10 protein-coding genes and 2 pseudogenes are annotated in these 12,752 nt (G+C 72.1%); 7 read left to right on the forward strand and 5 right to left on the reverse strand.

The features are described from left to right. Positions 1-8: 8 nt before the first annotated feature. Entirely contained in the window at positions 9-923 is a 915-nt protein-coding gene (locus AB0J21_RS32485) for a hypothetical protein (protein ID WP_363149750.1), read from the reverse strand. A gap of 316 nt (positions 924-1,239) precedes the next feature. Between AB0J21_RS32485 and AB0J21_RS32490 the strand changes: the two genes are divergently transcribed. Next, entirely contained in the window at positions 1,240-1,884 is a 645-nt protein-coding gene (locus tag AB0J21_RS32490) for a phosphatase PAP2 family protein (protein ID WP_363149751.1), read from the forward strand. A gap of 25 nt (positions 1,885-1,909) precedes the next feature. Here AB0J21_RS32490 and AB0J21_RS32495 read toward each other — a convergent pair. After that, positions 1,910-2,086 (reverse strand): annotated as a pseudogene (locus tag AB0J21_RS32495) (LuxR C-terminal-related transcriptional regulator); the annotation flags it as partial. A 268-nt stretch (positions 2,087-2,354) separates the two neighbouring features. On the opposite strand from AB0J21_RS32495, the pseudogene AB0J21_RS32500 reads away from it, so the two are divergent. The 5 genes and pseudogenes from AB0J21_RS32500 to cseC all read left to right on the forward strand — a co-directional run. Then, positions 2,355-3,272: pseudogene (locus AB0J21_RS32500) on the forward strand (A/G-specific adenine glycosylase); the annotation flags it as partial. 397 nt (positions 3,273-3,669) lie between these two features. Next, the gene (locus AB0J21_RS32505; protein ID WP_363149790.1) at positions 3,670-4,257 is read left to right on the forward strand and encodes a SigE family RNA polymerase sigma factor; all 588 of its coding nucleotides are present in this window, start codon (positions 3,670-3,672) and stop codon (positions 4,255-4,257) included. A gap of 68 nt (positions 4,258-4,325) precedes the next feature. After that, positions 4,326-4,934, forward strand: a complete 609-nt coding sequence (locus AB0J21_RS32510; RefSeq protein ID WP_363149752.1) for a hypothetical protein — start codon at positions 4,326-4,328, stop codon at positions 4,932-4,934. A 67-nt stretch (positions 4,935-5,001) separates the two neighbouring features. After that, positions 5,002-5,733, forward strand: a complete 732-nt coding sequence (cseB, locus tag AB0J21_RS32515) for a two-component system response regulator CseB (protein WP_363149753.1) — start codon at positions 5,002-5,004, stop codon at positions 5,731-5,733. A gap of 147 nt (positions 5,734-5,880) precedes the next feature. Then, entirely contained in the window at positions 5,881-7,179 is a 1,299-nt protein-coding gene (gene cseC, locus AB0J21_RS32520; RefSeq protein ID WP_363149792.1) for a two-component system sensor histidine kinase CseC, read from the forward strand. Positions 7,180-7,296: 117 nt separating this feature from the next. Here the strand turns inward: cseC and AB0J21_RS32525 are convergent, their stop codons facing one another. After that, complete coding sequence (locus tag AB0J21_RS32525; protein WP_363149754.1) at positions 7,297-7,998, reverse strand: M23 family metallopeptidase; 702 nt, start codon at positions 7,996-7,998, stop codon at positions 7,297-7,299. A 666-nt stretch (positions 7,999-8,664) separates the two neighbouring features. Further along, the gene (locus AB0J21_RS32530) at positions 8,665-11,190 is read right to left on the reverse strand and encodes an ATP-dependent Clp protease ATP-binding subunit (protein ID WP_363149755.1); all 2,526 of its coding nucleotides are present in this window, start codon (positions 11,188-11,190) and stop codon (positions 8,665-8,667) included. 431 nt (positions 11,191-11,621) lie between these two features. Here AB0J21_RS32530 and AB0J21_RS32535 point away from each other — a divergent pair, with 431 nt between their 5' ends. Then, entirely contained in the window at positions 11,622-12,389 is a 768-nt protein-coding gene (locus AB0J21_RS32535; protein WP_363149756.1) for an SCO3374 family protein, read from the forward strand. Here AB0J21_RS32535 and AB0J21_RS32540 read toward each other — a convergent pair. Continuing rightward, a complete protein-coding gene (locus AB0J21_RS32540; protein WP_363149757.1) occupies positions 12,362-12,697 on the reverse strand; it encodes an Lsr2 family protein in 336 nt (111 codons plus the stop codon). The two genes, AB0J21_RS32535 and AB0J21_RS32540, sit on opposite strands and share 28 nt — an antisense overlap. Between the last annotated feature and the right edge of the window lie 55 nt (positions 12,698-12,752).

Consider the following 12,752-nt stretch of genomic DNA (forward strand, 5'->3'; position numbering starts at 1 on the left):
GCGCGGCCTCAGTCCTTGTCGAGGCGGAACGAGGTGCGGGCCTTCGGCAGTCCCGGCGCCCTGGCCTCCACGAGGTAGGTGCCGGGCCTGGCCGTCTTCGTCTTCGCCTTCGGAGTCGCGCACTGCCCGGCGCTCGCCTCGCGGTCCCAGGTGACGTCGTAGCGGACGCTGTCGTGCGCGGGCACCCGCAGCAGCACGCCGCCCGCGGCGGGGCAGTCGTCGGAGGCCCAGAAGCTGCTGTCCTCGCCGGTGAGCGCGATGGTCACGACCGTACGGCGCGGGCCCAGGTCGACCTTGCAGGCGCTGCCCGAGCTGTTCTTGACGGTCAGTTGGAGGACCGGCTTCTGGTCGGGCTCGTACGTGTTGTGCTTGCTGCGCAGCGTCAACTCGACCGAGGAGGAGGTGCAGTCGGCGAGCGAGGAGCCGGCCGGGAGCAGGTTCGCGGGACCGCCGGCCACGGCACCGGAGGCGCCGGAGCCGGAGCCCGCCGCGCCCGAACTGCCTCCGCCCTGACCGCTGTCGCCCCCGGAACCGGCGGAATCGCCGGACCCGCCGGAGCCCTTGGCGTCCCCCGAGCCCCCGGAAGCACCGGAGCCCGCCGAGGAGCCGTCCCCCGGGCCGCCGTCCGAGTCGCCGCCCGAACCGCCCCCGGAACCGGCGGAATCGCCCGACTCGTCCCGCCCGCCCGGGTGTTGGCTGATGGCGGGACCCGAGTCGCCCGGGCCGGGGGTGATGGACGAGGGCGCGGGGTGGCCGCCGTTGGACCCGCTCGCGCCGTCCTTCTTGCCGCCGCCCGAGCCGCCGAGACTCAGCAACCAGACGACCAGCAGGACGACGAGCAGGAGGACGACGCCGAGAATCCCCCTCCGTCGCCAGTAGATACTGGAGGGAAGCGGCCCGACCGGATTACGCATAGATCCCACGGCGCAAACTCTACGAGAGATCACCGCGGCTTCCGGCGCCACCCGCCGCTTGGCGTACAACTTTTGCGGATCATCATTCCGGTCCCGGCCGGCGCCGCCCGCACCCCCGGTGACCGACCGGCGGCCCCGGCGCGACACCAACACCCCACCCCACCACTCGATTCGCCCCGTATTGCCCGTCTATGCCCTGTGGGCGAGACCTCCCGAAGGCGACGCCCCTGCCGAACGGCGGGTGTACCCCTGCCGAACGACAGGGGTACGGACGGCACCGGGGAGGGACGCGCGTGGTCGGGAGCACCGCGTAGCGTCCCCGACCATGGATGGCATGACCAGCGTCGACTCAGACCTCTATCTCGACATCGTGAACTTCGGCCACCGCACGCCGGGGTGGTTCCAGCACGTCGCCGAAGCCTGGACGGAAGCCGGACTGCTGCTGTTCGCGGTGCTGTTCCTCGTGGCGTGGTGGCGGGCGCGGCGCGGCGACCCGATGGCGCTGGCCGTCGCGGTGCTGGCCCCGCTGGGTACCGGAGTGGCGTACGTCATCAGCGAGATCGCGAAGTCGGGCATCACCGAGGAGCGGCCGTGCCGCGCGGTGCAGGGCGCGGTCTCGCTCATCGCGTGCCCCGTGCGCGGGGACTGGTCCTTCCCGAGCAACCACGCGACGATCGCGGGCGGCGCGGCGGTCGGCCTGCTGCTGGCCTGGCGGGTGATCGCCTGGCTGACGGTGCCGATGGCGCTGCTGATGGCCTTCTCCCGGGTGTTCGTCGGCGTGCACTACCCGCACGACGTGGCGGTCGGCCTGGCCCTGGGCTCGCTGGTCTCGATCCTGGTGGTGAAGCTCGGCAGCCGCCCGCTCGCGGCCCTGGCGAGCGCGATGCGCGCCTCCTCCTTCGGCCCCGCGCAGTGGCTCGCGGGCCCGGGCGAACGCCGCGCCGCGCACGCCGCGCCCTACGCGCGCTGAGTCCTGACCCTCGGTCCGGGCCCCCTCAGTCGGCCAGAAGCCCCGCCTCGTACGCGACGATCGCGGCCCGCACCCGGTTACGGACCCCCAGGCGCTCCAGTACGACGCTGACGTACGCCTTCACCGTGCCCTCGACCAGGTCCAGCCGGGCCGCGATCTCGGGATGGGACAGCCCCGCGCCCACCAGCGCGAGCACCTCGCGGCGGCGACCGGCGGCCGAACGTCCGGCTCTTGCGGTGGCCGGCGGGCGGACGCCCCGCCGCACGCGCGGTGCATCCGGCAGCCGGGCACCCCCGGGAAGAGGCCGCGCGTAGCCTCCACCGGCCTCCTCCCTTCCCCCGCCGGGGCTTCCACCCGTTTCGTCCGCCCCCTGCGCGCCCCCCGCGCGCCCCGCGTCGCCCCTGCTCACGGCCCGGCGCGATGTGTCCCGGCGGCGTCGTGGTGGTGGGGCGTGGCAGGATCGGAGCGCCATGACTTTGCCGACGAAGACCGCGCCCGTACCCGCCCCCTCGCCCGCCCAGGACTCCAGCTCGCTGCACACCCCCGTCATCGCCTGGTTCGAGGCGCACGCCCGGGACCTGCCCTGGCGGCGGCCCGAGGCGGGGGCCTGGGGTGTGATGGTCAGCGAGTTCATGCTCCAGCAGACCCCGGTCAGCCGTGTGCTGCCGGTGTACGAACAGTGGATGGCCCGCTGGCCGCGCCCCGCCGACCTCGCGAAGGAACCCTCCGGGGAGGCGGTGCGGGCCTGGGGCCGGCTCGGCTACCCGCGCAGGGCGCTGCGGCTGCATGGCGCGGCCGTCGCCATAACGGAACGGCACGGCGGCGACGTACCGGACCAGCACGCCCAGTTGCTCGCGCTGCCCGGGATCGGCGAGTACACGGCCGCCGCCGTCGCCTCGTTCGCGTACGGCCAGCGGCACGCGGTGCTCGACACCAACGTGCGGCGGGTGCTGGCGCGCGCCGTGAGCGGTGACCGTTTCCCGCCGAACGCGACGACGGCCGCCGAACGCCGGCTCGCCCGCTCCGTCCTGCCCGAGGACGAGGCGACGGCGGCCCGCTGGGCCGCCGCCTCCATGGAGCTGGGCGCCCTGGTGTGCACCGCGAAGAACGAGGACTGCGGGCACTGCCCGCTCGCCGCGCGCTGCGCGTGGCTGCTGGCCGGGAAGCCCGAGCACGTGGGGCCGCCGCGGCGCGGGCAGACGTACGCCGGTACCGACCGGCAGGTGCGCGGGAAGCTGCTCGCGGTGCTGCGCGAGGCGCACCACGCCGTACCGCAGTCCGCGCTGGACCGGGTGTGGCACGAGCCGGTGCAGCGGGCCCGGGCGCTCGACGGGCTGGTCGCGGACGGGCTGGTCGAACCGCTGGAGGGCGGCTACTACCGGCTGCCGGGCCATCGGCCGCCGGGCACCTCTCCGTACGGTGTGTCACCGGCCGGGGCGGCGCAGCACGCTGTACGGGCCGGGCAGCAGCAGCCGCCGGGGGCGGGCCGTCCGCCGCAGGCCCGGCCGGCCGACGCGCCGGTGGAACGCCCTTGACACCCCGGCCCGCCCCCTGCGCGAAAGCCTCATATCACCCGTAACACCTCGCCCGTAGCGGCGCACGCTGGGCTGTTACACAACCTACGCACAGCCGTGCGGTGGTCTACCGGTGGAGCGCGAGGCTCCGTTACACCTCCTCCGTAGCGTCCTTCTCACGTGCTCCGACCAGAGCACACGGGGAACGACGGAGGCGAAGACCATGGCGCACGGGGTGGCCGGGGGCAAGGTTCTGGGGGCGGTGCCGGCGATGCGGCACGGCGGGGACGAGCGGACGGAGGTCCGGGGCGGGGGCGACGGGCTGCCCGGCGAGATCCTGGACTTCGAGGAGTACGTGCGGGCCCGGCAGGACGCCCTGCTGCGCAGCGCGCGCCGTCTCGTGCCCGACCCCGTCGACGCGCAGGACCTGTTGCAGACCGCCCTGGTGCGCACCTTCGGCCGCTGGGAGGGCATCGCCGACAAGCGGCTGGCCGACGCCTATCTGCGCCGCGTCATGATCAACACCCGTACCGAGTGGTGGCGGGCGCGCCGGCTCGACGAGGTGCCCACCGAGCAGCTGCCCGAGCCGAGCATCGAGGACGGCACCGGCCAGTACGCCGACCGCTCCCTGCTCATGGACATCCTGTCGGTTCTCGCTCCGAAGCAGCGCAGCGTCGTCGTGCTGCGACACTGGGAGCAGATGTCCACGGAGGAGACGGCGGCCGCTCTCGGCATGTCGGCGGGCACGGTCAAGAGCACGCTGCACCGTGCGCTGGCCCGGCTCCGTGAGGAGCTGGAGACCCGCGCGCGGGAGGACCGCGCGCAGGAACGTGAGGAGCGGGAGCGGTGCGCGGCCTAGGTTCTTCCGGACAGTGGTCCGCACGGGGGGCCGGGAGGCACCCCGGGCGCAGACGGCGGCCGGCCCTGGTGGGCACGGCCGTGCTGACCGCTTTCGGAACGGTCGCGCTCGCGGCCTGCGGCGCCTCCGGCACCGGTACCAGGGACGAGGGCCCGGCCCGCACCGACGTGGTCAGCCGTCCCTCGCCCTCGCCGAGCCCGGCCGCGACCTCCTCGCCGGTGCCCTCGCTCAGCCAGGCCCAGGTGGTGCGGATGCTGCGGGCCGACCCCGAGGTGAGCGAGGAGACGAAGGACGACCTCAAGCCCTGCGGCCGGGACTACCCGGTGGACGTCAGCCTCGGCGACCTCACGCGCGCCGCCGCGCCCGACGTCCTGGTCAACGTCATGACCTGCGGGGACGCGGTGGGCGTGGCGACGTACGTGTACCGCGTGCGCGACGGCTCGTACGTCAACGTCTTCCAGGCCGAGGACCCTCCGGTGTACGCGGAGATCGACCGGGGTGATCTGGTGGTGACCAAGCAGCTGTACCGCAAGGGCGACCCGGTCGCCTATCCGTCGAGCGAGGAGGTCATCACGTACGCCTGGCACGGCGACGTCTTCAAGGAGACGTACCGGCTGCACAACGACTACAGCAAGGCGGTCGGCGGCGACGACAAGTCCGGCTCCGCCGGCAACTGACCGCCCCGTCCCTCAGCGTCCCTCATGCAGGATTCAGAAGCCGTACCGACCGGAGCAGCGCGCCACCATGACCGAGCAGACTTCCGCGCAGGCAGCGGGTCCACGGGTCCTCTTCGTCGAGGACGACGACGTGATCCGGGAGGCGACCCAGCTCGCGCTGGAACGCGTCGGTTTCGCGGTGACCGCCGTGCCCGACGGGCTGCGGGGCCTGGAGGCGTTCCGGTCCGGACGCCCCGACATCGCCCTGCTCGACGTGATGGTGCCGGGCATGGACGGGGTGAGCCTGTGCCGCCGTATCCGTGACGAGTCGACGGTCCCGGTGATCCTGCTCTCCGCGCGGGCCGACTCGATCGACGTGGTGCTGGGCCTGGAGGCGGGCGCCGACGACTACGTGACCAAGCCCTTCGACGTGTCGGTGCTCGTGGCCCGGCTGCGCGCGGTGATGCGCCGCTTCGGGCACGCGGCGGGCCCGGCCGACCGGACGGCGGGCGAGCCGGAGGGCGGGGCGGACGACGGCCCGCTGCGCTTCGGGGACCTGGAGGTCGACACCGAGGGCATGGAGGTGCGCAGGGACGGGACGCTGATCGCGCTGACGCCGACGGAGATGCGGCTGCTGCTGGAGTTCTCGGCGGCGCCCGGCACCGTACTGTCCCGGGACAAGCTGCTGGAGCGGGTCTGGGACTACGGGTGGGGCGGCGACACCCGGGTCGTGGACGTCCATGTGCAGCGGCTGCGCACCAAGATCGGCCAGGACCGCATCGAGACGGTGCGCGGTTTCGGCTACAAGCTGCGGGCCTGACGGGCGGATGAGCACCTCGTGACCTCCCGCTTCGGCCGCGCCCACGCCACCACCGGCCCGTCCTTCCGCCCAGCCACCGGCCCCGCTTCCGCGGGTTCCTCGGGTGCCTCCTCCTCGGGCACCACCGCGACCGGTCCGCGACCGCGTCTGTACCGGCTGCGCAGCTCGCTGCGCACGGGGCTGCGCTGGAAGCTGAGCGCGGCGATCGCGCTGGTCGGCGCGCTCGTGGCGCTCGCGCTGAGTCTCGTCGTGCACAATGCGGCGCAGGTCTCGATGCTCGACTCCTCGCGCGATGTGCAGGACCAGCGGGTGCAGTTCGCCCAGCGCATCTACGAGGCGACCGGCCGGCTCCAGTTCGGCGCCAAGGTCGACGATCCGGCCCTCCCGAAGGCGCTGCGCGACCGGGTCGCGAAGAAGCGCCGCGCGACCTACATCCAGGACCATGCCAGCGGCGGCCCCGACGTGTGGGCGGCGCTTCCGCTGAGCAACGGGCACGTACTGTCCCTGCACACGCACTCCACGGGGCGTCGCGGGGACATCATGAAGGACCTCGACCAGGCCCTCGTGATCGGCTCGATCTCGGTGGTGCTGGGCGGCAGCGCGCTCGGCGTCCTCATCGGCGGGCAGCTCTCGCGCCGCCTGCGCAAGGCCGCCGCAGCGGCCCGCGAGGTGGCCCGGGGCCGTACGGACGTACGGGTGCGGCAGGCGATCGGCGGGGTCGTACGGGACGAGACGGACGATCTCGCGCGCGCCATGGACGCCATGGCGGACACGCTGCGCCAGCGCCTGGAGGCGGAGCGCCGGGTGACGGCCGACATCGCGCACGAGCTGCGCACCCCGGTGACCGGGCTGGTCACGGCGGCCGAGCTGTTGCCGCCCGGGCGGCCGACGGAGCTGGTCAGGGATCGTGCTCAGTTGCTGCGCACCCTCGTCGAGGACGTGCTGGAGGTCGCCCGGCTGGACAGTTCGGCGGAGCGCGCCGAGCTCCAGGACCTGATGCTGGGCGAGTTCGTCCGGCGCCGGGTCGGGGTCTTCGACCCGGCGGCCTCGGTGCGGGTGCTGCACGAGTCGGAGGTCAGGACGGACCCGCGCCGTCTGGAACGCATCCTCGGCAACCTGCTCGCGAACGCCGCGAAGCACGGGCGGGCGCCGATCGAGGTGTCCGTCGAGGGCCGGGTGGTGCGGGTGCGCGACCACGGCCCCGGTTTCCCCGAGGCGCTGCTCGTGGAGGGCCCGAGCCGTTTCCGTACCGGCAGCGAGGACCGGGCGGGGCGCGGTCACGGGCTCGGCCTGACCATCGCGACGGGCCAGGCCCGGGTACTGGGCGCCCGGCTCACCTTCCGCAACATCACCGCCCCGGACACCCAGGGCCCCGAGTCCCCGGCGCAGGGCGCGGTCGCCGTCCTGTGGCTCCCGGAACACGCGCCGACGAGCACGGACGGGTAGGGGGCGGGGCCGCCCCCTACCCCAACGGCCCCGAGGCCGGCTTTCGCCGGCCTCGGGGCCGTTGGGGCGGGTCAGGACGCGCGGGGCGCCGTGTCCCTGTGGGCTGAGGGGCCAAGGTCAGACCTTGACGCCCTCCTTGTGCAGGAAGTTCACCGGGTTGACGGCCGAGCCGTAGTTCGGGGTGGTCCGGATCTCGAAGTGCAGGTGAGGACCGCTGGAGTTACCGGTGTTGCCGGACTGGGCGATGTGCTGGCCGGTCGTGACCTGCTGGCCGACCTTCACGTCGATCCGCGACAGGTGGGCGTACTGCGAGTACACGCCGTTGCCGTTCTTGATGACGATCGCGTTGCCGTAGGCCGGTCCGTCGCCCGCGCCGTTGCCGCCGGCCTTCACGACGGTGCCCGTGTGGGCGGCCATCACGTTGGTGCCCAGCGGCACGGCGAAGTCCTGGCCGGAGTGCTTGTGCGCCCAGCGGGAGCCGTCGTTGCCGAAGCTGGCGGACAGCGTGTACTTGGTGACCGGGTCGATCCAGGAGGCCGCCTTCTTCTTGGCGGCGGCCTGCTCGGCGGCCTTGTCCTTCTTCGCCTGCTCGGCGGCCTTCTTGGTGTTCTGCACCGCCTTGGCCTGGGCATCGGCCTGGGCCTGGACGGCGGACGCGTTCACGCCCGGAAGAGCGGCGGTGGCCTTACCGCTGTCAGCGGCGTTCGCGGCCCCTGCTCCGAGCACCGCGGCCGCACCGAGACCGGCGGCCATGACGGCGGCACGGGTACGGAGACGGGGGGTGTTGCTGGAGATCGAGGTCGTGGCGCGCTTCAGCATGGGGGGATTACCTCCGGGTGGGGGAAACCCGGCGCACTGCCGGGGTGACACTCACATTGGTAACCCGGACCCCAGAAGGACCCAAAACGGCCCTTGTACTACCAAACCTCGTAATCAGCCCCTTCCTGGGCTACCGCGCCGGGCGATCACCAGGCCGCCGTGACGCAGTCGACGTGACGCCGTTCACACAGGAAAACACCAGCTCACGACGGGTGCGGCACCCGCCGCGCCCGCTGCCGACGCACGCGCACCCTCTCCACCCTCAGGACGACTTGTACCGAAAAGTCCGTATTATCCAACTAATGCATGTAGTACGTGACGCAGGCCCTATGCCCCACCTCACGCGCGGGCCCCTCCACGGGCCCGGATTTCGCGCTTTCCCGCCCTTGATCCGGCCCGTCGGCACCACCCGGACGCGCCTCGGCCGGCCCTGGGAACGGCCTTTTCCGTGACCCTCCGCAGGCTTGTGCGCGCGGGGGGTCACCGCGCCGGGGCGTACACCGCCCCCGTCTCCCCCGGAAAAGCGAAAGGCGGTCCGGAACCGGTGCGTACACCGGTTCCGGACCGCCTTCGCGGACGTGCCCGGGACGTGCCGGGCCTGCCCAGACCTTCCGGGCCCTGAGGCCCGAGGCTTCCCGGGGCCGTCGAACGGCCCCGGGAAGGGTCTCAGCCCTCCTTGCTCAGGTTCGGGCCGCCACCCGCCGCGGACTCGACCGGCGGGGCGTCCGGCAGCTGCGCCTTCTCCTCGCCGCGGAAGGTGAACTGGGTGTTCTCACCCTCGCCCTCCGTGTCGACGACCACGATGTGACCGGGCCGCAGCTCGCCGAAGAGGATCTTCTCCGACAGCACGTCCTCGATCTCGCGCTGGATCGTGCGGCGCAGCGGACGAGCACCGAGCACCGGGTCGTAGCCGCGCTTGCCGAGCAGCTTGCGCGCCGACTGGCTCAGCTCCAGACCCATGTCGCGGTCCTTGAGCCGCTCGTCCACCTTCGTGACCATGAGGTCGACGATGCGGGTGATGTCGGCCTCGGTGAGCTGCGGGAAGACCACCGTGTCGTCGACACGGTTGAGGAACTCCGGGCGGAAGTGCTGCTTCAGCTCGTCGTTGACCTTGGCCTTCATGCGCTCGTAGCCGGTCTTCGTGTCGCCCTGGACGGCGAAGCCCAGGTTGAAGCCCTTGGAGATGTCGCGGGTCCCCAGGTTGGTGGTCATGATGATCACCGTGTTCTTGAAGTCCACGACACGGCCCTGGGAGTCGGTCAGACGACCGTCCTCCAGGATCTGGAGCAGCGAGTTGAAGATGTCCGGGTGGGCCTTCTCGACCTCGTCGAAGAGGACCACGGAGAACGGCTTGCGCCGCACCTTCTCGGTGAGCTGGCCGCCCTCCTCGTAGCCCACGTAGCCGGGAGGCGAACCGAAGAGCCGCGAGACCGTGTGCTTCTCGCTGAACTCCGACATGTCGAGGGAGATCAGCGCGTCCTCGTCGCCGAAGAGGAACTCGGCGAGCGTCTTGGCCAGCTCGGTCTTACCGACACCGGACGGGCCGGCGAAGATGAACGAGCCACCGGGACGCTTCGGGTCCTTCAGACCCGCACGGGTACGCCGGATCGCCTGGGAGAGCGCCTTGACGGCATCGGTCTGGCCGATGACGCGCTTGTGCAGCTCGTCCTCCATGCGCAGCAGACGCGAGGACTCCTCCTCGGTGAGCTTGAAGACCGGGATGCCCGTGGAGGCGGCCAGGACCTCGGCGATCAGCTCCTCGTCCACCTCGGCCACGACGTCCATGTCGCCGGCCTTCCACTCCTTCTCCCGCTTGGTCTTCGCGGCGAGGAGCTGCTTCTCCTTGTCCCGCAGGGAAGCGGCCTTCTCGAAGTCCTGCGAGTCGATCGCGGACTCCTTGTCGCGGCGGACGCCGGCGATCTTCTCGTCGAACTCGCGCAGGTCCGGCGGCGCGGTCATCCGGCGGATGCGCATCCGGGAACCGGCCTCGTCGATCAGGTCGATCGCCTTGTCCGGCAGGAAGCGGTCCGAGATGTACCGGTCGGCGAGCGTCGCGGCGGCGACCAGGGCGGAGTCCGTGATGGACACGCGGTGGTGCGCCTCGTAACGGTCGCGCAGGCCCTTGAGGATCTCGATGGTGTGCGCCAGCGAGGGCTCCGCGACCTGGATCGGCTGGAAACGACGCTCAAGCGCCGCGTCCTTCTCCAGGTACTTGCGGTACTCCTCCAGCGTCGTGGCACCGATGGTCTGCAGCTCGCCGCGGGCCAGCATCGGCTTGAGGATCGAGGCGGCGTCGATCGCGCCCTCGGCGGCACCCGCGCCGACGAGCGTGTGCAGCTCGTCGATGAACAGGATGATGTCGCCGCGGGTGCGGATCTCCTTGAGCACCTTCTTCAGGCGCTCCTCGAAGTCACCGCGGTACCGGGAGCCGGCGACCAGCGCGCCCAGGTCCAGGGTGTAGAGGTGCTTGTCCTTGAGGGTCTCGGGCACCTCGCCCTTGACGATGGCCTGCGCGAGGCCCTCGACGACGGCGGTCTTGCCGACGCCGGGCTCACCGATCAGGACCGGGTTGTTCTTGGTGCGGCGGGACAGCACCTGCATGACCCGCTCGATCTCCTTCTCGCGCCCGATGACCGGGTCGAGCTTGGACTCACGAGCGGCCTGGGTGAGGTTGCGGCCGAACTGGTCGAGGACCAGCGAGGTCGACGGCGTGCCCTCGGCGGGGCCGCCGGCGGTGGCCGTCTCCTTGCCCGTCTGGTAGCCGGACAGCAGCTGGATGACCTGCTGCCGCACCCGGTTGAGGTCTGCGCCCAGCTTCACGAGGACCTGGGCGGCGACGCCCTCGCCCTCGCGGATCAGGCCGAGCAGGATGTGCTCCGTGCCGATGTAGTTGTGGCCCAGCTGAAGGGCCTCGCGGAGCGACAGCTCCAGGACCTTCTTGGCACGGGGGGTGAAGGGGATGTGGCCGGACGGGGCCTGCTGGCCCTGACCGATGATCTCCTCCACCTGCTGGCGGACCGCCTCGAGCGAAATCCCGAGGCTCTCCAGGGCCTTAGCGGCGACACCTTCACCTTCGTGGATCAGCCCCAGAAGGATGTGCTCGGTGCCGATGTAGTTGTGGTTGAGCATCCGGGCTTCTTCCTGAGCCAGGACGACAACCCGCCGCGCGCGGTCGGTGAACCTCTCGAACATCGTTAATCGCTCCTCAGAGCGGTCAGGCAGTAAAGGGGTCGGTCCCCTCCCTGTCCTTCCGCAGCTTAGTCCCGCAGGCGGGGACCGCTCATTCCAACTGCCGACTGTTGCGATGGCCTCCTGCACCGTGACGCCGACAACTGCCTCAACCTGATGGTGCGAGACGATGTTCCCGCAGGCCAAGCGGATACCCGCGCCATCACTACGCCGATGGCGAACGCACCGCGCCCGAAACCGCGTGTCGCCCCTCCCCACTAGGGATGTCTTACCCGCAAACACCGACAGTCCATGCGGCGCACCCCCGTTCCCTCCGCTACGGGCGAACACCCTTGCGCCGTCCGGCCCGCCCGCGCGCCCACCCTTCGCGCACTCAACGTGACCCGACGATCACCAGTCGTAACTTCGGCGCCGGGGCGGCTGTTGCTCCGGACATGCGTCGCCACCCGTCTTCTCCCCCGTCCCGCCCGGCACCCGCGGAGCCGTCCGCGTGCCGGTGCGGTGAGCGGTCCCGGGCCCACTGGTACCGGACGGTGCTCGGCTGGCCGGTCCGAGGGGGCGGGGGCGAGGGGCCGGTGCTGCTGGAGACGGGAGCGCTCTTCGACGTACTGGAGGTCCCGGCCCCGGCCGGTCTGGCCGTAGTGGAGAGGCTGCGCCTCGGCTCCCCCGTCGTCCTGGACGGCCGGACGACGCGGTTCCTGGTGGCCGCGGGGAGCGCGGAGGAACTGCCCGGGCTCCTTCAGTGGCTGGAATGGGGAGGACTCGCCACCGGACTGCGCGCGTACGGCGCGGGCGCCTGCGTCGAAGCGCCGCACCTGCCCTCCTGCGGGCGGACGGAGACGGGCAGCGCCCTGGGAACGGCGTCCGCGGCGGGGCGGGAAGAAGAAGCCGGGCGCGGGACGGCCGGGGCGGCGCGAGAGGGAAGGGCGGGGCGTGAGCCGACCGGGGCCGGTGGCGGAGGACCGGCCCGAAGCGGCCCGGGGGCGCGCTGCGACTGGCTCGTCGCGCCCCACGCCGGGGCCGCCGGGGAGAGCGGGGCCGGGCGACCGGAGTCGTTTCCGGGGCTGGACGGGCTCGGGGGCGGTGGGGGCGCCCCCGGACTCGCTCGGCTGGTGGACGCGGCGGCCACGGAATGTCACCGGATCGGACTGTGGGGCCCTGCGGCCCGGTCCGCTCAGCGGTGCGCGTCCTCGTACGCCTGACGGACCTCGGCGGGAACGCGGCCGCGGTCGTTGACCTTGTGGCCGTTCTCCTTGGCCCAGGCGCGGATCGCCGCGGTGTCCTGGTTGCCACCGGAGGAGGCGCGGGACTTGCCCCGGCCGCCCGCCGCGCGGCCACCGGTGCGCCGGCCGTGCTTGACGTAGTCCTCCAGCAGACCGCGGAGCTTGTCCGCGTTCGCCGTGGTGAGATCGATTTCGTAGCTCTTGCCGTCGAGTGCGAACGTCACGGTCTCATCGGCCTCGCCGCCGTTGAGGTCGTCGACAAGAAGGACCTGTACCTTCTGCGCCACCAGGATTTCCTTTCATCGATAAATGCAGTACGCCGAAAGCAAACCGCTTTTTCCG

This window comes from Streptomyces sp. NPDC049954 (assembly GCF_040656295.1).
In the GTDB taxonomy this organism is placed as follows: domain Bacteria; phylum Actinomycetota; class Actinomycetes; order Streptomycetales; family Streptomycetaceae; genus Streptomyces.